At 40.4% G+C, this 21,899-nt stretch carries 26 protein-coding genes; 10 read left to right on the plus strand and 16 right to left on the minus strand.

What is annotated here, in order from left to right; all coding sequences use genetic code 11:
- Positions 1-67: 67 nt before the first annotated feature.
- The 5 genes from KV40_RS29795 to KV40_RS29815 all read left to right on the plus strand — a co-directional run bounded on the left by KV40_RS29795 (position 68) and on the right by KV40_RS29815 (position 5,235).
- Positions 68-838, plus strand: a complete 771-nt coding sequence (locus KV40_RS29795) for a hypothetical protein (protein WP_156114249.1) — start codon at positions 68-70, stop codon at positions 836-838.
- A gap of 2 nt (positions 839-840) precedes the next feature.
- Positions 841-2,064, plus strand: a complete 1,224-nt coding sequence (locus KV40_RS29800) for a hypothetical protein (RefSeq protein WP_036489001.1) — start codon at positions 841-843, stop codon at positions 2,062-2,064.
- A 414-nt stretch (positions 2,065-2,478) separates the two neighbouring features.
- A complete protein-coding gene (locus KV40_RS29805) occupies positions 2,479-3,048 on the plus strand; it encodes a hypothetical protein (protein WP_172657363.1) in 570 nt (189 codons plus the stop codon).
- Positions 3,035-4,474, plus strand: a complete 1,440-nt coding sequence (locus KV40_RS29810; RefSeq protein ID WP_036489007.1) for a hypothetical protein — start codon at positions 3,035-3,037, stop codon at positions 4,472-4,474. The genes KV40_RS29805 and KV40_RS29810 overlap by 14 nt, the downstream gene beginning before the upstream one ends.
- Before the next feature lie 2 nt (positions 4,475-4,476).
- Positions 4,477-5,235 carry a hypothetical protein gene (locus KV40_RS29815; protein WP_052056090.1) on the plus strand — a complete coding sequence of 253 codons (759 nt, stop codon included), beginning with the start codon at positions 4,477-4,479 and terminating at the stop codon, positions 5,233-5,235.
- A gap of 34 nt (positions 5,236-5,269) precedes the next feature.
- On the opposite strand, the gene KV40_RS29820 is transcribed toward KV40_RS29815, so the two are convergent.
- The 8 genes from KV40_RS29820 to KV40_RS29855 are packed head-to-tail and all read right to left on the minus strand — an operon-like array spanning position 5,270 to position 9,499.
- Positions 5,270-5,698 (minus strand): putative toxin-antitoxin system toxin component, PIN family, encoded by a 429-nt coding sequence (locus KV40_RS29820; RefSeq protein WP_036489010.1) that lies wholly within the window; start codon positions 5,696-5,698, stop codon positions 5,270-5,272.
- 8 nt (positions 5,699-5,706) lie between these two features.
- Positions 5,707-5,922 (minus strand): hypothetical protein, encoded by a 216-nt coding sequence (locus KV40_RS29825; RefSeq protein ID WP_036489013.1) that lies wholly within the window; start codon positions 5,920-5,922, stop codon positions 5,707-5,709.
- Positions 5,923-5,963: 41 nt separating this feature from the next.
- Entirely contained in the window at positions 5,964-6,839 is an 876-nt protein-coding gene (locus tag KV40_RS29830; RefSeq protein ID WP_052056091.1) for a ThiF family adenylyltransferase, read from the minus strand.
- On the minus strand, positions 6,823-7,398 hold the full coding sequence (locus KV40_RS32800) for a Mov34/MPN/PAD-1 family protein (RefSeq protein WP_052056092.1): 576 nt from the start codon (positions 7,396-7,398) through the stop codon (positions 6,823-6,825). The genes KV40_RS29830 and KV40_RS32800 overlap by 17 nt, the downstream gene beginning before the upstream one ends.
- 16 nt (positions 7,399-7,414) lie before the next feature.
- The gene (locus KV40_RS29840; protein ID WP_036489016.1) at positions 7,415-8,056 is read right to left on the minus strand and encodes a hypothetical protein; all 642 of its coding nucleotides are present in this window, start codon (positions 8,054-8,056) and stop codon (positions 7,415-7,417) included.
- A gap of 5 nt (positions 8,057-8,061) precedes the next feature.
- Positions 8,062-8,724 carry a hypothetical protein gene (locus tag KV40_RS29845; protein WP_036489019.1) on the minus strand — a complete coding sequence of 221 codons (663 nt, stop codon included), beginning with the start codon at positions 8,722-8,724 and terminating at the stop codon, positions 8,062-8,064.
- Positions 8,721-9,158, minus strand: a complete 438-nt coding sequence (locus KV40_RS29850) for a hypothetical protein (RefSeq protein WP_036489021.1) — start codon at positions 9,156-9,158, stop codon at positions 8,721-8,723. The genes KV40_RS29845 and KV40_RS29850 overlap by 4 nt, the downstream gene beginning before the upstream one ends.
- Before the next feature lie 2 nt (positions 9,159-9,160).
- Entirely contained in the window at positions 9,161-9,499 is a 339-nt protein-coding gene (locus tag KV40_RS29855) for a hypothetical protein (protein WP_036489024.1), read from the minus strand.
- 77 nt (positions 9,500-9,576) lie between these two features.
- On the opposite strand from KV40_RS29855, the gene KV40_RS32805 reads away from it, so the two are divergent.
- Positions 9,577-10,590 (plus strand): hypothetical protein, encoded by a 1,014-nt coding sequence (locus tag KV40_RS32805; protein WP_156114250.1) that lies wholly within the window; start codon positions 9,577-9,579, stop codon positions 10,588-10,590.
- A 7-nt stretch (positions 10,591-10,597) separates the two neighbouring features.
- Here the strand turns inward: KV40_RS32805 and KV40_RS29865 are convergent, their stop codons facing one another.
- From KV40_RS29865 to KV40_RS29885, 5 genes are all read right to left on the minus strand, one after another.
- Positions 10,598-10,945: a hypothetical protein gene (locus KV40_RS29865; protein WP_036489027.1), complete on the minus strand. Its 348-nt coding sequence runs from the start codon at positions 10,943-10,945 to the stop codon at positions 10,598-10,600.
- Positions 10,946-11,074: 129 nt separating this feature from the next.
- Positions 11,075-11,629, minus strand: a complete 555-nt coding sequence (locus KV40_RS32810; RefSeq protein WP_052056094.1) for a hypothetical protein — start codon at positions 11,627-11,629, stop codon at positions 11,075-11,077.
- Positions 11,630-11,684: 55 nt separating this feature from the next.
- A complete protein-coding gene (locus KV40_RS29875; RefSeq protein ID WP_036489030.1) occupies positions 11,685-12,317 on the minus strand; it encodes a hypothetical protein in 633 nt (210 codons plus the stop codon).
- Positions 12,318-12,388: 71 nt separating this feature from the next.
- A complete protein-coding gene (locus tag KV40_RS29880; protein WP_036489033.1) occupies positions 12,389-14,116 on the minus strand; it encodes a UvrD-helicase domain-containing protein in 1,728 nt (575 codons plus the stop codon).
- A gap of 76 nt (positions 14,117-14,192) precedes the next feature.
- Positions 14,193-16,382 (minus strand): hypothetical protein, encoded by a 2,190-nt coding sequence (locus KV40_RS29885; RefSeq protein ID WP_036489036.1) that lies wholly within the window; start codon positions 16,380-16,382, stop codon positions 14,193-14,195.
- Positions 16,383-17,211: 829 nt separating this feature from the next.
- Here KV40_RS29885 and KV40_RS29890 point away from each other — a divergent pair.
- A complete protein-coding gene (locus KV40_RS29890; RefSeq protein ID WP_036489039.1) occupies positions 17,212-17,637 on the plus strand; it encodes a hypothetical protein in 426 nt (141 codons plus the stop codon).
- Between the two features lie 249 nt (positions 17,638-17,886).
- Positions 17,887-18,138 (plus strand): hypothetical protein, encoded by a 252-nt coding sequence (locus tag KV40_RS29895; protein ID WP_172657364.1) that lies wholly within the window; start codon positions 17,887-17,889, stop codon positions 18,136-18,138.
- Between the two features lie 64 nt (positions 18,139-18,202).
- On the opposite strand, the gene KV40_RS29900 is transcribed toward KV40_RS29895, so the two are convergent.
- Positions 18,203-18,979 carry a hypothetical protein gene (locus KV40_RS29900; protein ID WP_036489045.1) on the minus strand — a complete coding sequence of 259 codons (777 nt, stop codon included), beginning with the start codon at positions 18,977-18,979 and terminating at the stop codon, positions 18,203-18,205.
- Positions 18,980-19,253: 274 nt separating this feature from the next.
- Here KV40_RS29900 and KV40_RS29905 point away from each other — a divergent pair, with 274 nt between their 5' ends.
- On the plus strand, positions 19,254-19,637 hold the full coding sequence (locus tag KV40_RS29905) for a four helix bundle protein (protein WP_036489048.1): 384 nt from the start codon (positions 19,254-19,256) through the stop codon (positions 19,635-19,637).
- Between the two features lie 121 nt (positions 19,638-19,758).
- On the opposite strand, the gene KV40_RS29910 is transcribed toward KV40_RS29905, so the two are convergent.
- Positions 19,759-20,241, minus strand: a complete 483-nt coding sequence (locus tag KV40_RS29910) for an RES family NAD+ phosphorylase (protein ID WP_036489051.1) — start codon at positions 20,239-20,241, stop codon at positions 19,759-19,761.
- Positions 20,241-20,660, minus strand: a complete 420-nt coding sequence (locus KV40_RS29915) for an antitoxin Xre/MbcA/ParS toxin-binding domain-containing protein (protein WP_036489054.1) — start codon at positions 20,658-20,660, stop codon at positions 20,241-20,243. Before KV40_RS29915 ends, KV40_RS29910 begins: the two co-directional genes overlap by 1 nt.
- Before the next feature lie 137 nt (positions 20,661-20,797).
- Here KV40_RS29915 and KV40_RS29920 point away from each other — a divergent pair, with 137 nt between their 5' ends.
- Positions 20,798-21,838 (plus strand): tyrosine-type recombinase/integrase, encoded by a 1,041-nt coding sequence (locus KV40_RS29920; RefSeq protein ID WP_052056095.1) that lies wholly within the window; start codon positions 20,798-20,800, stop codon positions 21,836-21,838.
- Positions 21,839-21,899 lie beyond the last annotated feature (61 nt).

Here is a 21,899-nt window from a genome sequence, read left to right on the forward strand (position 1 = left end):
GCCTGAGCCTTTGGCTCTGTGCTCAAAACCCATAGCTTTGGTAACAAAAACTAAACCGAATTTCACTATGAAAAACTATAAATTAACTATTCTGACAATTTTATTGACCTGCTGTTTCATCACCTCAATTCAATTAACTGCCACAGCCAGTACCCAACCTGAAGGTAAAGATGTTGCGATCGACGACCTGCCCATAATCGATCGCAGCATCGCCGAAACTATAGCCGACGCATTGGGTTTGGGAGATATATTCCAAGGCGTTCTCGACCTTTTAGAGGGAATTGAAAACACTAACGATAAAATTCTTGAGGTCAAAACTCCCGACTGGAACATTGTCAAAGATGCCATTGAAGATAACGACACCAGAGGCAAAGAACTCGGACGGCAGTTAGAGAACCGAGAAACTGATAGCTTTAGCATCAATCGAGATGAAGCAGAACAAGTTCAACGGCTGCTGATTCAAGATTCAGTTTCTACCAGCACCACCTCCCAAGAGGCTCAAGAAGCTACTGCTGCATCCTTAGTAGAACTAGAAAATGCTCTAAAAAAGAGTGGCGATCTCTCACAAGATTCCGCCAGTACTGATGTCTCTCAACAAATCCTCCAGAATCTATCCGAACAGTCGGGCATCAATACTCAATTACTGGGAACGATATCTAGCCAAAATATTCAGGCACAAAAAGACCGAGCCAATCAAATTAATTTAGCACTGCAACAGGCTCGTCATCTATCAATGGAGTCTACACGCCGTCGCCGAGAGTCTTCGGCTGCTTCCGACTTGGGTAGAAATGCCTGGGGCATTGTCGGTACACCAATATTTTTATACGAAGAACCCTAGTCATGGAAATGTATCTCGCGATCGCGCCCATTTCAATTCTGGCAGAAATACCCGACTACGCAGTGGGTGATGCCTTAGATATTCTGCAAAACCACAGCTTTATCTCCAATCAGCTAGCAGAATCATTTCAAACAGTCTGGGATGGGGTTATTTTTAATACCGACTCGTCTTTTTGGAAAGCGGTGATTGCTGGAGGTTTAGATTTTGCCCTGCTAGGAATGATTTTGTACGCCTGGGACGGGTTTAAAGTCGAAGAAAACAAACGCCACCAGTATACCATCGACGGCATAGTCATGGTCATCATTCTTAGTATTCTCCTGGGTGGCAATGGTCTATTGACCAGCAACATACTGCAAATCACCCACGGCTTCGACCAAAACCTGACTCGTACTCTGGCAAACACTCAAATTCTCGACCTTACCATCGCCGACTCTCTAAAAAATATCAGTTTGAGCAACAACGCTCGCGATGAAGTCGATCGCCTACTTGCAGAGTGTAACGAACTGACGGGAGATGAAGCACTTCAGTGTATGGAAAAACAAGTGCCTGAAATCCAGAAGATTGCCGATGCAGCAGAGGCAAACGACCCTATCGCCAATAGTCCCGCAGCCAAATACGCCAAAAGTATCCTGTCCTATCTTCAGGAGTTAGGCACTAATGTCGTCAACGGAGACGGGCTAAAAGTTGCAGCTCAATTAACCAATACCGTGTTTACGGGCAATCCCGTGATGATGGCGGTAATTAAAGTCGTGTTTGGAGGCATTCAACTAGCCTTCAACTTTGCCCTAGAAGTTGCGGGAATTCTCCACGCTTTGTTGCTGCCTTTAGTCATCGCCGTCGTCTTCACTCCTGTAGGTTCAAAATACGTTGAAACCTGGATTAAAGGCTACGTCCAGCTCGTGCTAATCAAATTTCTCTACATCGCCGTGATTGGTTTGGCTGCCGAGGCGATCGTCAGGTCTGAAGCTCAGTATGCTACAGGAGTTGGATTTTTAATCTTTAGTTCGGTGATGGGACCAGCCCTAGCATTTTATATGGCTAAAGGTGGCGGAGCAGATCTAGCAAAATTTGTTTCCTCGAAAGTCACTTCTGCCATGTCTAACGCCGTTCAAGGTGGAGCAGCCTTAGCTACAGGAGGTGCGAGCAAAGTTGGTTTGATGGCGGGTAAATCTCTATTTAATCTCGGCAAAAAAGGCTTGGCTCGCAGAACTACCCGTCGCAGTTAAGGGGCGAAGCCCCTAGCTATTAGCCATAAGCGCAGCGCGTTCGCGCAGATCGTCGTCTAGCGACGACTTGCCAAGCTTTGCTTGGCGCAGCCGTAAGCTCGACACAAGACCCGCATTTAACCTGCTAGATCGAGGTTAATTCTCAGATTTAATGTCCTCAAGCTACTACGCAGGTAGTACCACAAGGGCATAACATCAATCAAAAAGCTTAAAGCTTAGAGCTTAGAGCTTAGAGCTTCAAAAAACAAATTAATTAACACCATGAATATCACCAAAACCCAAACCAAACTCACTCAAAATAGTAATCAAAAAATTGTTTTATATCAGTTGATAACACTTTCAATAGTGATGATAAATGGAATGATTTCTTGTTCCAACAGCAATAAGATTGCTCAGGTTAATCAAAAACAAATTATGGGAATTCAGTTGGCCGATGGGCAAGTATTAACAGCCCAAACTTCTCAAGTCAACGAACGTTCCGATTTAGTTATAAATAACTTTGTCGAAAAGTGGCTCTACTTATCCTTTAACTGGACGACGGACGACCTAACTGTAGAAATAGAAAAAACCAAGTCGAAAGTTCCTGGTAATGTCTATGCTTCTACCTTTGCCGTCACTACGAAAAAAGATTTTCGGAACTCATACAGTAAGCAGTTTGCCGAACTAATCGATAAGGCTACCGACCGAAAGTCTTCAATTCAATCTGCCATTAGCATCGATTACATTTCTGAAAAACCCACCAAGATTGGCGAGGGACTTTGGGAAGTTAATGTAGTTTCTACCTGGACGGGACTCGATACGAGTAATGGCAAAGAAGTATTTCAAATCCCTTTTAACAAAAAACTGCGCCTCAAAAGTATACCCATCGCAGGCAAACCCACTTTTACTAACCCCGAAGAGATTACCCAACTGCAAAGCATCGTCAACGAAATAAACCAGTACGGACTACAAATTATAGAGATCGAGAACTATGACCTACGATAACAATTATTTTGCTAATGGAATTGAAGACTTGCCCCCTAGTGGCATTGATGCGGTAAGTCGCTCGCGCATAACAGGCTACACCCCAACCGAACCCAATGTAATTGATACTGGGACAGAGCAGATTGAAAGTCCTACCATCAAAGATATTATGGCTCAAAGAGAAGATAATCCCTTTCTACGCCTGGGGGTAATTGGTGGAGTGATGGGAATTATTTGTCTCTTTCTTTGGGGTATTTTTGCATTTCTCTCTCCCGATACGCCAATTGAAGTGGTAGAAGAAGTTGAAACTGAAGAAACGGTTGAAGCCGAACCCGACTATAAAGCACAGTTAGCTTTTAGAGATCAGTTTCATTCCTTAGAAAAGAAACCCGAACCCCAAATAGAACAGGCAACTAACGATTTACCCCCTGCCACGAAACCAGAGTCATTACCCCCAACTCAACCCGTCGCTCAACCTGTACCTCGTCCAGCAGCACCTCGTCCCGTACCGCGCTCTACTTATCGCCCAGCACCCAAACCAGTCATCCGACCAATTCCCTATGCGGAGCGGTATCCTTTAGGGCAACCAGTTCCAGCAGCAACCAAACCAGAAATACCTCCACAAGAACAATGGCTTGCTTTAGCCAACTTTGGTACAGGAGTCTCATCTCGTCCTATTCCCCAACCATCGGTTAAACGTTCCAATACTTCCGCAACCAATTTAACTCCTACTCCCGCTTTATTAGTTAATAATTCCGTATCACAAGGAGAATTAGGCATCCTCAATCGTCGGCGCATTAATAGCAAAGGCGATCGCTTAACCCCAGCAGTTACTATCGATCGAGGCATAGTAAAAGGAAAAATCGAACTTCCTTTAGTTTGGGATAGTTCTCTAACACCCGAACAGCAACAGTCGAACCAAATTACAGTAGTTCTGGAAGAGCCCATTTACGATATTGAGGATAAAACTATCTTCGATCGCGGTTCTGTTGCCATAGTTGAAGTCCAATCCATCAACGATACTAATGGCTTGGTTACAGCCTATGTCAGCCACATAGATAATACTACCTTCAAGCCAGGAGAGCTAATTCTGCGGAACCAAAAGAAATCCGCCCTAGTTGCCAAGGCTAGCAAGCGTAGCGACTTTGGTAATCGACTTTTGGTAGGAGGAGTAAATACCCTCAGCAGCTTCGGTCAACAAATACTAATCCCCGAAACCAACAGCACCGTATCTAACGGCACTGCCATTGTCACCAGTCAAAGTCGTAACAGTATCGGACGAGATCTAGCAGGTTCGGCTTTAGATGGTTTTGGCTCATCGTTGAGCAGCGAACTGGAGCAAAGAAGCAATCGCAACCAAATTGGCGACGGCGGTACGATTTTTACTTTGGCTCAAAACACAACCGTATACCTAACTAATATCAAACCTCTTAAAATTAACCATTAGCCATGCACAAATTATTTAAAAATTTAGTTATAGCGGGAATAATTACAACATCGGTTTATGCTCCCACTTCAGTTCTTGCTACCGAAGTACCCGTCAAATACGATTTAGTCTCTACCGTCGATGCTGTCAAAGGAGCAATCCCCGTTACCCTCTACTTTGGTAAAATCATTAGCCTCGACTTTGCCGAAGCTGGTGAATACATCACCTTTATTGCTCCGAGCGATCGCTCCCAATTTGTCTACAATACAGATTTACCAGTCAACTCTGGTGAAGCGCAAAGTGTCTATCTTCTACCCATCGAGAAAATAAACTTTAAAGGTACGTATCAAACATCTCACCCTAATCTCATCGTCAAAACCATAAATAATTCGGGGCAATCCAAACAGTATAACTTTATCATCAACTTTAGTTCTGGAGTAATGACCAGTACGGGAATTAAAATTATTCCTTCTACCAAAAAATCCCCAAATGACTCCAACAAAATTAGAGTTTCTGCTGGTCAAACTATTAACGCCGATGATATTGAACGGGGACTGAGAATTGCGATTGTCAAACAGTTTATTAAGGCAGATGACCCCACAGTCAATAAAGTCCGTAACTTTGTCTTCATGCTGCGTAACGGCAACAGCGTCAAAGATGCTATTACCCATACTGGAATTAATCCCAGCGTGGTTGAATCGTTGGGCGAAATGTATTTAGAAACGGAACTTACTACTAGACTTAAAAAGAATCCTATCTCTGTCAAATCCAAAAATGATTAGGGTTCTAAACAACACTAAATCATCGATGAAGAATTCATATGTCTACAAATTGATAATTCTCCAAAAACTGTTTCGTTGTCAGAATAGGAATTTGTTGAAATTCTCTCAAAATCAGTAAATCCTCGTCACCAGAGACGATCGCCTCTACAGGGACACTTACCGCCGTTTCCAAAACGATTTTGTCCTTTGGATCGCGTAACTGGGAAAGATCGGATATTGTAACAGGTTGGCATAGCTGAGTTATGCGAGCTACCTCAACTAGTAATTCTTCGGCTGTAATTGTCAATTTTTCTAGACGACGTTGAAGTTTGGGATAGGCTAAGGTTGTTTGTAACTCCTCAATTAATAATTTTGAACTATAAAGAACAATTTGTTCTGATACCGCCAGTTGAATAATTCGGCGAGGATTGCCACCCCAAAGTAAACCAGAAATCCAAATATTTGTATCTAGTAAGACTCTCATCCCTAATTTTATCTGTGTCTTACCTCTTTTACTATCGTGGTAATTTCTTCCATAGTAGGTTGCTCTTCGTCTGTACCCAATTCATCTACTTTTTGCCACAGAGAAGATAGTTTATCTTGAGTGCGAGGTTGTATTTGCTTAAAAATCATCATCGCCACCTCATTCTGTTTTCCATCTGGAAGCTTTTTCAGTTCGGCAATCGCTTTTTCTAATAGTTCGGTCATGGCATCATTCTGTTTATTTCTATGATAAATTAAAGCCTTTACTATTCTGTACCCATAAAAGCCCTTGCCCTCTCAACTATGCGATCGATGTTCTCCTGAGCAATCCAGGTAGACTTCATCGAACCGCGAAAGAGATCGACCTCTACCTGCATCCGCTTTAGCTGAGAATTGAGTAGCTGATGAACCATTTCCCCCGCAGCGATCGCCATTTGCGAATTAATATTGAGGCTTTGCCCGTTTAGTAATGCTCGTTCCGCGCAAGATAGAGTCTCGTTTTCATCGGTTTGCAACAGCAGTTCGGGATATTGAATGGTAGGTAAAGGTAGAGTGGTACAGGTAGCAGGTTCTAGAATGTAGTCATCTAACTCTAGAGAATACCAGTTACCAATAGTCACTTGACCGTAGGTATAATCATTGCCACAGTCAATCCACCAGCAAGGTATATGACTAAATCCGTGAGCCATTAAACCAGAATATTCGACCATCAACTCTTCAATACTTTTTCTGGCAGCAGCATTATCTACACAGCCAATAATCACCGTCGGCGCACTGCGATCGAGACTAACTGCCGATGCCCCTGAAGCGATCGCGCCAATCTTTAGTTTGGGAAACATGGCTTTGTAACGTACAGCCAAAGCCTGGGCTTTGTTGTAGCCTAATTCAGCCTGACAAAAGTTCTGGCGGTAAAGATTTTTCTCTTCAATGCGATCGAAGTCAATTAAAGTAATCGAAACTTGTTTGTCCGCAGCGTCGAACCAATTCGCCAGACGGCAAAGGTGAGGTACGAGAAAGCTGCCAGTTCCACCACAGCCAACTACATATATGCGAACAAAAAGATAATTGAAATAGATCGGTTTGGCATCAATAATCGACAAATCCGAGAATTCTAACTGTAGATGTTTAGAAGGGGATGACATGGGAACAAAAACTATTAATATTTTGATAAATTTGGTCGGAAGATACGTCGAGAAATAGTCCATGGGCGCAGACTCTGCTGACAATTTCTAACCGCTCGTTACTTCTGCCAATTACCGTACTAATTCTGCAACCATTCTCTTCTCGGTCGTCGGTAGAAGAAAAGAACGCCCTCATAGCTCCATGACTGTGAATTTCAATGGCAGCAGGTTCGGGATGCTGTTCTAAGCATATGCAGGAAGTTGGAGTACATTCTTGTTCGGGACATATTACCTCCCAAGCAGTACCGCGCCAATAAAGATAGAATAGCTGTTCTAGATCTGGGTATTGGTTAATGCGATTGATAATAGCTTCAACCTTGTACTGTGGAACTTGTGGCACTATTAGTTCAAAGCTTGGAGATAATTCAGCTAGACCAGGAGTAGTAACCAGACTATGAGCTATAGTTGCGTTAAATTCGGTTCTTGTTACCGAACGAAAAATACCATTACCAGCCCAAAGATAACCAGGGGGAAGATCTGTAGCTGAATCTGGCTTGACTATGGAATGATTTATTAACACGGCTTGAGAATTCTATTTAATATTTTGCGGTGATTTGAGCCAGAGAAGCTAAAGTTAGGTTAGTCGTGACTAAATCTCCTTCTGGATAGATTTTGTTTGAGCTTTGAGCCACATCTTTTAGCTGAGAGACGACATTGTAGGGATGGGCTTGAGATTTATGGTTATCATAATCTTGGTCAAATTTTGATATAACAAAAGCGTTCCACATCAGACTAGGACTGTGACTGGGTAAAGCAACGCTACCCCAACAGACCTTGCCACGATCGTCAATATTGGGCAAAGGGTAGTGGTATAAAGTCGAACTAAGATTAAGCTCTCCTTTATAAGCGTAAACCCAAAGTTGGCTTTGGCAGTGTACGATTACCGCCCCAGGCAAGGGGACTTTCAAAGTAAAAGACTCAAAATCTAACAGATAAGTGTTAGGCATAACCGAACTAATGGTCGTAGTTCTTCCCTCTTTTCTAGAGATGTGATGCAGCCTTACCTGGGGGTGAACGTACCAATCAGACTGAAAATCTGACTGCGAAATAGCCCCAATTAAAGAAGGCAGATCGATCTGTTTAATTAGAGTCTCACCGTTTTCTCGCGCTACAAACAAAACCGAATCCTGCTGCATAATCAGAAACGCCTGAGACTGTTCGATTAGCTGGTAAATCATAATATTTAGTTTATTTGGCGAAAGATTTGTGCGATCGCAGGTTGGGCAATAGTAGGATTGGCACAAAACCAGCGATCGAAAAAGCGCAGTCTGACTAAAAGGGCTGAGGCTTGCCTATATTCTTCTTCTAGCATTATGACTTCAGTTTCGCTCAGGGTATATTCGTTGTCCCCTTCTGTATGACTATCCAGCCACATATTGCCAGTCATGGCCCAAACATAACGAACCACATCGGGCAAAATGCTTAGAGGATGGCTATCTGGCAACGGGCTTATTACTCGCTCGATTGAACTCAGTGCATTGTAATCGTAGCCATAGTAGTCAAAACACTCATCGCTGGTCATACGAACGAAATACCATCCAGCACCCTCGCCGTAATAGTAGTAGTCATAGCTATCAAAACCCGATGGACAAATTGAAATTTTTTCCAATCCCGTGTAGGGTCTTTCCCTGGTATTTTTATAGTAGTCACGCTCGCAGTCGTAGCAGGGAAAGCAGTGTTCGTTGAGCAGGTCTATCAGCCGAACATCAATTTGTTCGAGGGCATCATCATTTAAAATTAGGTTGGCATTTAATTGGCAATACTCTTCTGGAAACAAATTTTTGGTTGCTTGAAGTCCGTTATACCTGCGAGACAATTGCCTAGTTCTTTCGAGCAAAGACCTCATATTAAGGGTCGAACTTTTGTCGGGCAATAGTATAGGCGAACGATTAAAGAGCGAATTTGCCTTTCTCTTTGTGATAGCATTTGTTCGATCGCTTCAAGATCCCATCCTTCATATACTTCTTCCCATTGTGCAATGGTTAGTTCTTCGATAGGCTGTTGGTTAAAATTTTCAATTCTTAAAGATAAATTATCTTCAGGACAGGCTTCAAGCAATTTAACCAAAACATTACTGCCTTTAGTGCCTACTCGTTTAATAATTTTAATCGAACCATCTTCTTTTCTTTCTATTTTTCCTCCAGCCATCCCAGGAAAACCTACCGATAACAAACTAATGATTTGTTCGTCATCTAATCCATCAATTTTGTCTGCATCGACGGAATAAGTTTGTCCTTCGTATTCAATTTTTATAGCGTTTTTCTCATTATTTGAAGTCATAGTTAAATTAAACTTTTGGCAAATTTTATTTTTTTAGTTTTCTTAGTAGTTTTAGTAGTTTTATTTTCAATCGGCTTTACTTTACGTTTACCGTTATCTTTGAGCTTTTGTTTGGTGACTTGACTATTTTTGTCTTTAAGATCGAATTCAGACAGCAAGCCCACAACAGCAAGGTTCAAATCTTCAGGCATCTTGTCATATCTAGCTATTGTCGGAAAAACACCCTCGTAGCCAACAGCTAGAGTAAATATTTGCTCCTGGAGATCGAAAATAAAGCTTACTTTTAGCGGATGCTTACACTCTTTTATTAGGTCAGTTAGAGTAGATGTTGGTTCACTCATAACCTTAACGAATTAACATAACTAAATTTTATCCATTTACTGGTAATCGCAACTTTCAAGGCGTAAGCCTTCTTGCTATGGACAAATCAATAGTCGAACAGTGCCGAGAATATTACCCCATGACCTTTTATGCAGATAGTTTGTCTGAGATACTATTCTTAGTTAATCGAGTTCGAGAACAAAAAGATCCTATCTTTCATCTCGAACCAATACCTTTAATAATCAAACAAATTCATTACTATAACGATATCGGTTTAAAACAGTTTTACTGTGGATGCTCGACTGTATTTTTATTACTATTAGCAACAGTTAATATTTTGCTATCTTATTTGATAGCAGCATTAGTTTTAGTGCTGTTAACCGCTATCTCTTTCTTTTGCTATTGCAGCTTACAAAGATATAAGAGCAATCTGAGAAATGAATTAATTACTATTGAAAATAAACTAGCGTCTAGACAATATGGAATCAAAGATAAGTTGGAAAGCAATTCTACACCAAAGCCATCTAACTTACTGTTAGATTCTTTAGCAGCAAGAGAAAATATTTATAACTTTAAAATTGACGATTCGGCAAACAAAGGTCTGTCTGAATCTTATTTCCTAAGTTATTTACACAAATGGTTTTGCTACCCCTGGCGTATAATCGAACACTGCCAATTTCAAGGTGAGCGTTATACCCCCACCGCAGATTTTATTCTAATAAATGACGATCTCAAGCTCGGTATTGACTTAGAAATAGACGAACCTTACACCATTAAAGAATCTATGCCCATTCATTTAGTTGAAGATCGCAAATATATTATTAGAGATAAATTCTTTTTGACACTTGGCTATATTGTGATTCGCTTTGCTGAATATCAAATTGCTAAGTACCCCGACTATTGCTGTCTGCACATCGTCAGAGTACTAAACCAGTTTTTAGATCGAGACATGAAAATTAGCGTTCCTCAAGCAACTGAAATTCAGCCTTTAAAACCTCAAGACTGGAGGGTTAAAACTTGGACATTAAAAGAAGCTAAAATTATGTCGGAACGTAAGATTAGAGATAGTTATTTAGAACCAATAAGAAGCTTTATAAAGGATAGAGAATAAGTTGTGTTTAAAACTTTATTCTGGAAAAAGCTTGTTTGATTCGTGCCAAATCTTCGCGTACCTGTATCCGTCTCATTTCCATATTTTTAGAATAAGCCCTGTTTGGAATTCTCGCTTCAGTATCGGAGCCAACTTTTACAGCTTCACAATTTTGTTGGTATTTTGATTTAGTTCGATTGAGATTGGTACGGGGTTTACAAGGATGGGGGCGAGACTCAATTTTTGATATAGCATCTATCAATCCCAGTCTATCGCCCCAGAGAACTGCTTCATCATTGCAATCTCCCCCCAGGCTCAGATAGTAAAACTCCATATCTTCCTTGGACCATTCATCCATAAATATTCCTTCAATCATCCAGGTTTTCTATTACAAAAATAACACACAATCTTTAGTAGAGTATTGTTATTTTGCAGTGTGTTAGCTGTAGAGTACTTTGGTTTAACAAGGGAACTATTCCAAACGACAACGACACTGGCTAGGAAACTAATTATTTAGATCGGCTACCTTCTGTCCGAAGAACCTAGAGCCTCCAGTAGTAAATAGCACCGCACTAACTAAAGCTCTTTTTTGAGCCATTTTATCGATGGTATTTAAAATGTCGGGAGAATAGGCTTTGACGTATTTAGATTCTCGATTATTACAGTTACCAAATCCATTACCTACAACTACGTTCGAGTAACTTAGCTGACATTCATATGCATAGTAAAAGACATTCCGATCGAAATCTAATTTAGTTTGAGCCAAAGGAATCATACTATAGTTCAAACCAAAGAAACGACATATTTTCTCCGCCCCAGCTTTAGTCAGAGTAAAGGTATCTCCTTTCCGACTGGGAATTAGCCTACAGTCTATATTTGCTTTAAATCCCGCTAGTAAGTTTCGATACTGGTGAAAATAGGTTTCCGTATCGACTGTAGTTGCGCCTAAGTGAGCTAGAAGGGGTACGTTTTGATTTTGTTGAGGAATTAGCTGACCTGCAGTAGTTGCAGGTGTAAACTGGCTATTATTGGGATATTGTGGGCGATCAATAGGTTGCATTGTTGACGGTAATTATATTCGCGCCTTAAAACCCGTAAGGGTGATGAAACATTGTCTAATCAATTGCTATTTCTGGAATACTTTCTATATCTAGTAAGGGATCGAATTTTGGTTCGGGTTCTGGAACTGGGTTTAAATCTTCACCACGAGTAAGTATGATAAGTCGTTGATTTAACTCTTGCTGGCAGATATAAAAATCGTTATCCTCAAACAGCCTTCTAATAAAGTTAATTCGCCTATCTTCATTCAATGGATTAGCAATTAAACTAACCACGGCAATATTTCTGGGTTTAAGACCTAACCTTTGAGATAAAAGATAGGCTTGAGCTACGGCGATGCGATCGCTTTTAATCCCCGACCAATCAATAACTATAATTTCATTTTCCCTATTAACAGCAAAATCTATGGTCGAACTAATCCAAATACTCTCTAAGGCGATTGCGACTTGATATTCCCAATGCTTAACCCAGCGATCGAGAAACATTTCTGGTAAAAACAAAGAGCTTTCTGTAACCAATCGAGCTAAATAAGAATTATTTTCCAATATCTTTTCTGGGGCAATCTTCAAACTTACTTGCCTTAAATAAGTTCTTAATTTAGAACTTACCGGCATTCTTTCAACATCTGGATAGAGTTCGTTTATATCGACAACTCTAACTCTTTCTGGTTGCTTTTCAATCTCAATCATCTACATTAAAACCTAAAAATACTGCCCCTAGCACTCCCGTCAGGGACAGTATTTGCAGAATCGATCTGCATTTACAGTAGACTTTTCAAGTTAAGCTCGACCCTTTTACCCTGCTCTAGTCGAATCAACTTGGCATAATGCTCTAATTCTTCATTTGAAGCAGCAAGAATTTTTTCTTCAACTGAATCGTTCTCAAGATTGGTGGTAGTTCGATCGGTCGCTTTTAAATTACCCTGCGAAGATCGATTGCCATCAAACCAGCAAGCATCGCCGATCAAAAACAGGTCCTTGGTACTGCGTGAAAGGGCAACGTAAAGTAAATTCTGCTCCTGTTGTTCCTGCCATTGTTTCTGGTTTTCCCAAATCAATGGCAGGGTCAAAGGTTCGGCTATATATACTCTTTCGCTTTCCATGCCTTTAGCTCGATGAACGGTAGATAACAAAACAGCCTCATTGTCTTCTGAGCCAAATAACTGCTTAATGCTTGAGGCTAATTCTGACAAGGACCTACTCTGAAAATGGTTATAAATCGCCTCAATTGCGTTGATTTGGTCTTTTAGCTGTAGCAGTAGAATTACCCCGTTATCATTCTCTTGGTAAATTGACTGTTTGAACTTCAAATAGCTCTGAGAAAACTCAGCAAACTTCTGATATTCAAACCCTGTCTGTTCGGCAATGTCCTCTAAAAGATTCAACAGATCTTGTTGCAGAGAACTGCCGACTAAATTACAGGGAATACCTCGAACTATCATCTTTAGATGAAGGTCAATCAGGCTGCTACTACATCTAGCAATCACTAAATCCCCTGGCGTAATTCGACTATTTTTAGTCTCATCCCATAAATCCCATTCGGCAATCGCTTTAATACTGCCGGTCGGAGCATTTTCTCTGGGTTCGATGGGAATTTCAGGACAGAGCTTGTTAATTAATTCGATATGAGTTTTTGGACATCGATAGCAGACTGGCAGAGTAAATTCTAGAGCCTGGAGTCTGGTTTGAATGTTACTAAAGCTATCGGTATCGGCGCCGCAAAATCCATTGATAGATTGAGCGGGATCGCCAACAAATAACATTTTGGCTCTTTGGTGAGCTAAAGACAAAACAAATTCGAGCTGTAAACGGCTCATATCCTGAGCTTCATCAACCATTACTCTTTGAGCATACTTAAATCCTGGGCTTTGGTTTACCTGCCAAACGACAGGCAGCCAAAGCATATCAGTATGGTCGATCGCAGCTTCACTGGCAGCAGAATCCATGCCCACTTTAAATAGATAGTCAATTCTCTGACTAATTTGGGCTAAATGTTGTTTGTTTATATCAAGGGCATAATGTTCGATTAACTCAGACAAAGCTTTAGGAGTTAAAGGAGATAAAGTTAGCCGAACAAATTCAAATAGTTTGAGAAAATTACTCAGACTGACTACCTTAACCTGTTTGGGATTGCTACCGTTAAACCAATCTAAGCTTTTGGCTAAATGGCGATATTTGAATTCTTCTACCTCTAACCGCCTAACCCCAAGATATTTTTTTAGCACCCGATACCCCGCGCTATGAACTGTAGAGATCGAATATTGCCAACGAGTGTCGAGTTTTTTGACTAAAGCAGTTTTATTCTTTTTGTTAAAAACCAAAACCAAACAGTCTCGAACATTTACGTTATCTGATGAAATAGCATCAGCAGCCAACTTTAGTAAGGTACTTTTACCCGAACCAGCCACAGAATTGACTACAGCATCAGAAAAATCAGAATCAGCCTGTAACCAATCAATTACTCGTTTTTGATGAATGCTTGGTTGCATAAAAACCCCAAATTTACTTTTTATTGGGTATTCTGCGTAAGCAGTAGGTAAAGAGGTTTATCTTGAGAAAGATCCGCTATCGCACTTTTGACAAACCGTCGAACACGCTATAAAACGAATTTTGAAAATGGTTTACTACTTCAAATATTTCTGTAGATCGCAACCTGTCTGTAGTTTCTACACCGTAAGTCTGTTTGATATGTTGCAAGTAATCTTCTTTAGTTAAACCCAAAGCAGAAACTAACTCTCTAATTCGTGGCAGTACAGCTTTAACATATGAATCAGAATTTGTGCTTATTTGAATCAAAGTGTTAAGTGGAACTAAATATTTTTCTTTTGTTTTATTCTCTATCGGTCTTACATAAACCATAATTTGTCGATTATCATCTCCCAAAGAAGAAGAATGATAATCAGTTAAGATTTTTACTTTCGTTCCAGGTTTGAGGTTAATCAACTCATCAGCACGAGCAGTAAGTCCCGAACGAGAACTAACCTCTATTCCGTGAAAATAATAACTATTCTTTCTTCTTGCATTACTAATTTCCTTAAATTTGGTTTCTGAAGTTTTAACTTCAGGAATAAACAAGTTTTCTAGCTTTTGTTTAATCTTTTGCTTTATCAACTCAAGCTTAAGTACAAATACTCTATACACTAAATATGGACGAAGCCCTACAAAACACTTCATAAATGTGCGATCGCTTTGCATAGGCTTTTGTGCAGCTTGAGTTTCAGCTATTTTGTCAGACTCATATTTTTCTATGCTACAAACAGGGTGTGCGATCGCTTTTTGAATGTCTTTTCTAGCGACTTCTGACGACTGTTGCTTTTCTGTAATATGTTGCTTGGAGTTTAACAGTAACTCAATTGTGACAACTATTTTTTCGGCGATCGCTCTTACGCATCCCATAGCTAATTTGAAACTAAAACCTGGTTGTTTTTTAATTTCTGTATCCTGAGTATATTTGGGATGCCACAGAGCGCGATACTGTGGCTTACTAAGGGTATTACGACTGAACTTAGTGCCAAAGAACGCCAGACACTTTTCGTTGATAAAATATAGGCGTTGAAGTACCGCTTTGGGCATAGTATTTAAGGGATGTTCGGTCAAAATAGTTTTTAACCTAGACATGGTGTCATCGCTACGCTTTTGATTGACCAGTCCCCATCTACCCCTATGCTTATGGAAATTAGTTACTACAGGTTCTACACCCGATAGCTGCTCTTGTTCTGTCCATAGTTCGGTAAAGTTTTGCGTTCTTTGGGGGTTACTCGCCCAGATACTCCAGTAATTTATAGCCGAAGTCGCCCATTCAAAAGCCCGTTTTTCAATCTCATCTTGATGACCGCAGTAGTCTGAGTATCCTGGTAGCTCGATAACCCGTTCGTGGATAAATTTAGCTAAATCTGTCACGGTATCCGCGCCGTAGAATACTCTACCTAAGTTAGCCAAGTTTTTCAGGATGTCGTTAGTCTGTCCAGAACCAGTAAATCCGAACTTCAGGCTGTACTCGATATCTCGTTGCCATTGAGTGCGACTTTTTCTCTCTAGCGCAAAATTACAGTACCATTCGCGAGCCGTATTGCAGCATTCTAGAAGTAGTTTGAAGTCTTGGCGATCTACTGAGCTATTCATTAACTCGACAAATTTTTCTGCCCCTCCTGGGACTGGTTCAAAGGTTTTAGGGTCTAATAAGACCGATCCCGAACCTGGCTGCATTGGCACTCGCAACCCATTAAACAGCGAAAATCCCTCGCCTTTTTTCTTGTATCGTTTGGTGTTGGGAAATATTTCTAGCTGCCCTGCCTTAATTTCAAAACCGTTTTCGCTTGAAACTTTAAATAACGCGCAGGCAAGATTAAAGCTGTTTACCTCTTCTGGCAAAAAGAAGAATACGTGTACCCCTCTGTTACTGCTAGAGCGAATTAAGATAGTTCGCTTGATGCCGATTGTTCTTAATGTTTTAAGTAGTTTACGGTAACGCTTGGGATTAACCAGAGGATTATTATGACTGTTTTTGTCTAAATCCAGACAGCCAAATTTGGTATGTCCGCCAAAACGCAAGCCCAAGCTAATCTTCGGATCTTGCCAGTAGCTCTCAAAATTTCTAGGATTTAGTATATATCTAGTTTCCGTGTGCCAGCTTTCACCTTCTCTTTTGAGAATAAAATCCCAATGATGACTGAAAAATTTTAATAGTTTTGTGACAACAGGCGAGACTGGTAAAAGTCTGGAACGATTAATTTTAGGAGGTTTTACAATTGACATAATCTCTCTGTCGAGAGCCAGCCCCTTGTCAGATTTGCTTCATAACTGCTAGGATCGTCTACACATAAAGATACAAAATTATCCAGGGTGTCCAATCCAGATATTTGTAATCTGCGTATGGCAACATACGTTTTTCATTCTTGTCTGTACTGCCAGGTACGGACGCTAGGAATGAAGTTGAGTGTAGAGGTTCTCTTCGGTGTCTAGTCTAATCTGAAGAGACTTCTCTCAATATTTTTCTAAATTTAATAATGGTTAGCGGTTTTTGCTAAAGACAGCTCTACAATTGTCTTTGCTAGTCTGTTTGGTCAAAGTCTAGTTTGTTGGAGATTTCGACTCATCATGCAATACCTCCTTTAAGCGATCGCCAATTGAGAGGTATTTGGCTTTCTCAAGCTGAAAAACTAAATTAAATATCTTTGTACTCAAGCTATTATTGGATGTTGAGAAGGAAAAAAATTTCTCCAAAAAGTACAAAGTTTTGATGTAGTGCTAACGTACAGAGTTTTCTGTGACATAATTGAATTAATTGATTAGGTGATAATCTCTAAGGTCAAAGGGTTTCATCTATTTACCCGATTTGTTGGCGCAAGTCGGGGCTATTTTTTTGACGGCGGAAGGCGGTCAACGCAGGCACCGTCGTTTTACGGCAGTGTATCGTTGACAATCCATTTTGCACTGTTAAGCTATACAGGACATTATGGATTTGTCGATAAAGCAGATGTTATGATAAAGAAAATATAATTACTTACTGGCTTATCGAACATCTCCAATTTACTACTCGTAAATTATTTTTTACCTTTAGTTAAACAAACTGTAATAAAAGTTAATGCTACTGCACCAAGCCCTGGATGAAACCATTAAGTATTGTCGAATGTCGGCTAAAGAGCTAGCGGAAGCTTCAGGTGTATCCAGTTCCCGCATTTCTCAATTTAGAAATGGATTATTCCTTGAAGGCAAAGGTAGTGACTTGACAAGTAGAGCTGTTAACGATTTGATCGATGCCGCCACTTACATCGATCCTAGAGCCAAGCAGGTATTTTCTCTCTTTTTGGCCGATTTAGATCCAAGATCGGTTCGTCTGGGTTCTTCAGCGATTAATCTCAGTCAGCTCAAAACAATGAAACCTGCTGAAATTTCTCAATTATTAGTAGCGATCGCCGAAGCTTTAGATAAACCCAATCCAGTAGCAAGGAAAACTTCACAAAGCGAAAAAAATAATCGATCTTTAGTAAACGCTTTAAACGCTTCTTAAGCTCGCTCGACAAAAATTGTCGCTCGGATACCTAAAAGTGAGAAGATAACTAACGGGTACAAGAAAGCCAATGATCTGTTTACCTTGGTAATCTAAAGCTAAGGTTTCTTTTTGTTGGCAAATGCCTAGCTATTAGTTTGTGAGGATTTATAGGTGTAACCACCGATGACAGGTAATATCAATGCTGCGACAATGGATAACTCTTCGACGAACATAAAGGAATATTTTCAAGTGAATAATATAGATGAAATGGATTCGTTGGTACAAAAGTTGTCGGCGAAAGAGAAAGCGGAATTAGTGCAAAAGTTGTTAGGACAATCGGGACTAATGGTAGTAATGGGAGGTTCTAACGTAACTACCTCGGAATTGGTTATTCAGATACATTCCACTTCAGACATTGATATAAGTGAACTGTTAAGGGCAGTTGCTACCCGTATTACTCAACCTAAAAGTTCAACCGTTGACGATAAACCTAATAACGGTCAAGGCCAAGATAATTAACGTTTTTGAAGAACGGGCTAATACCCGTTCTCTATTTTCCCAAAGAAATGAGAGTTAGGTCTATTCAATAACCTAGATATTCATCTTCAAGCAACTGAAGTAACCTTTCCTCAATTGAATTAAGAGTTGAGCGATTCAGTTTTTCTAATCCACGTAATACCCACATGGCGGCTTCATCTAAGTCTCCTACTTCAGCAAGAGCCGTCATTCTTTCTCCTAAGTCCAGCATTTGTTCTGATTCTGCTGGAGTAAACTTCATTTCTTGTAAGTCTTCTACTGAAACTACATACTGACTGTCCCAGGTATCCACTACACATTTATCTTTTCTAACTTCTGATATTACACACCAACAATGGAGCTTTCCTTTAATCCCTGAAGATATGCGGCATATTTGACCCTCGGTAAAAGGATTAACAGGCGGATATTTTTGATTCAGATAAGTTTTGACTGCCGTTTTTACCATTGAATAGGAAGGCACTTTACCTAAAGCAATATCTACTGCCATCACCCAAACTTCACCAGCTTCAATTGGGCTTAAATGAGCTTGAAAAATTGGTCTTAACTGCTTTTGTTTATTCGGTAATGCCTCTTTTAGACCTTGGGTCTTCAAATATTCTACTATCTGATAGTAAGTCTCAGCAGCCCTCATGCAACGCTCGATATAAAGCATCGAAAAACCAAAAACATCTTCACAATAAGATTCAAAATTATCATAGGAATCGCGATACAGTCTCAATCGCTTAATCGTCCGCAGTGCCTGACCTCGCAGCACGAAACCAGTTAAGACTTGTTGCTCTAATTTATCCCTTAACTGTTGTTCTTGTGGTGATAAAACATACAAACTGCAATATGCCCTTATTCACTCTAATTACTCACTAATTTTAATACGTTTAGTGCAGATAACAGGTCTTCTACGCAGTAAACTTCTTATAGGGTTTTTATGGTTTGGGTTTTGGGGAAGGGGTAAAGGGGAAGTCGCTTCGCGACAGGGTAAAGGTTAGAGAAATTTGCTTGGCTTCTGGGAGAAGGTAAAGGAGGTAAGTCGCAATGGCTTCTGGGTAAAGGGTAAAGGGTAAAGTTGCTTCGCAACGGGGAAAAAAGAAAGGTTTAAAAGGATGTATTCTAAAAAGAAAGTCGAAAGTTTTGAGGATTTGAGGGTTTGGCAGAAGGGTATACAGTTGGTCAAACAGGTTTACGTTATCACAAATGATGGAAAGTTAAGCAGAGATTTTGGCTTGAAAGACCAGTTAAGACGCGCTTCAGTTTCTATTCCAACTAACGTTGCTGAGGGGTTTGAAAGGCGTTCGCGAAAGGAATATTTGAACTTTCTCAATATTGCAAAAGGTTCGGCGGGAGAATTGCGTAGTCTTTTAAGAGTAGCTCTGGAAGTTGGCTATATCGAGCAATCTACTTTTTCTGAGCTAAATAATCAGGCTATGGAATTGTCTCGAATGCTCTTCAATCAAATTCAGTTGATTAATCGGGCTTCTTTGGCTTAAACTTTAACCCTTCCCCAACACAAAGCGTTTTCCCTTTACCCCAACATTCACCGTTCATTCATCGGTGAGGAGTCAACCCTTCCCCTTTCCCCCATTTATTTTCCAAACAAATTTTAAAGAATTATTCACCCAGTCCTTTGAAGGCGCGATCGTTATATAAACTAGATTCCACCGAGGCTAATTTTAGCCGATCTATTTCAGGGTGTCGGGGATTGACCACTGCAATATTTTCTAAGCCTGCGGGTACAGCTACGCTAGGTACAAACAAAATTAAACTACTGCCTTCATTGAGCCATTGGCTGCCAAGAACTTGAGTACTCAATGGATAGGGATAGCGACTCCAATCTGAGGGCAGATTTTCAACCATTACAGTTTTGCTCGATATATTATCTGGAAGAGAATAAATGCCCAACCTGTAATCTGCTGGAATTAGCCTGGGATTCGGCAAGTAGTTCGCCATTTCCAGGAGAGCTACACTGGGAGTGGTCGCAAAATACAGCACTGGTATTCCAGGTTCGTTCCATCGCGCACCATTTAAGAACGAACCACCTCGACCTGTATAGTTTTCTAGGTATTTGATGCGGGTAATCCTATACAGTTCCATTAGGTAAACTCGCCATACTCGATCGCGGCTAGAGCTTCTCTAACCAATCTTCTGCCTTCAAAAGTATCGCACAAGTTAATAGGTAATTCTCCATCTAAAGCGGGAATACTAGTATGTAACCATTCTTTGGCTATGTCTTCATCACCGAAAACATTGATAGCTTCATTGAATACTTTTAAAGTATCTAAAACCCCTTCGCTTTGAACTCTTGTCAGTAGTTGGGAATGATAAAACCGATTCAAGTTGCCCGAACTAGTACTCAACAAACGGACAAACAGATCTCGCTCTCCTAAAGCCTTGACCGCCAGCTCGACAATTTTTCCAGGGATTCCTTGACGAACAGCCTGAATATATTCACCCCGATCTTCGAGAATGCTAGGGGACAGATCTGAATCGGTAAGTAGTGAAGCAATGTTCATTTTAAATCGATTTATTTATTCCTCTAATTATACATCATTATGACTACCTTTCGTCATCATAATGATGCGTATTGTTAGCTGCATGATTGGAAAACCTGTTTTGCTGTAAGATTTTCTTAGATATCTCACATGAAGCTATGGCAATTCGACGCTTAAAAGACGATCTCAGATTTGATAAGAGAGCTAGTTCTGTGGGTACTGTCTCAACTTTGCCTACGGTCAGGGTAATGCGAGAGGAGTTTGAAAAATATCTTAGTCTAACTATTGCTGATGGTAATGCTAGTGTAGATACGATTAAAACCTATCGCAGTCGAGTTCATCAATTTCTTAGTTGGTGTAAGGAGCGAGAGCTATATCCTGCCCTGATTACACAGGAAAACATCAAAGAATACCGCAAACATTTAGTCGATAGCGAGAAAACATCGACGACAATTCGTTTGTCTTTACTGGCTATCAAGCATTTTTACACTGCTTGTTTGGCGGATAAATTGGTTAAGGAGAATCCTATTGTTGGGGTGAAAGCACCAAGAGAAAGGCGCGAGGTTGGTAGCACGATTAATTATTTGTCCCTAGAGGAGTTACAACAGGTATTCGATAGCGTCGCTCCTACCTTAAAAATTCGCGGAGATAAAATCAAACAAGTACAGGTATTGCGCGATCGCATTTTACTAGGCTGTATGGCTTTACAAGGATGCCGCAGTATCGAAATGTATCGGGCTAATTTAGGAGATATTAGCGAGTCATACGGTCAACATTTTCTCAAGTTAGATGGTAAAAACAGCATCCGAACTGTCGTTTTGAGATCCGATTTAGGAGAAGAAATAGCTCGGTATCGACAAGCTCGTGTAAAAAGTGGAGAGAAAGTAAATGCTGACCGTCCATTTTTCATCTCTTTATCAAATCGTCGTTACGGTCAAAGACTATCTAGGAGAGGAGTTGGTTATATAGTCGATAGTTATTTGTCTGAGTGCGATCTCAAACACAGCGATCTAGAACGAAGTCTTTCACCCCATAGTCTACGTCATACCGCAGGTACTTTAAGTCTCCAGAATGGTTCTTCTTTACGAGAGGTACAGGATTTTCTAGGACACGCCGATCCAAAAACTACTGCCGTATATACTCATGTTCTTGATTCTCAAGAGAGTAATCCTGCTTCAAAAATAAATATTGATTTTTAGCTGTGTTAAGTTATTGAAGCTACAGCTACACAGTAGGACAGTAATCGCCTTTTGATATACT

Origin of the sequence: Myxosarcina sp. GI1 (genome assembly GCF_000756305.1) — a bacterium.
GTDB lineage: Bacteria > Cyanobacteriota > Cyanobacteriia > Cyanobacteriales > Xenococcaceae > Myxosarcina.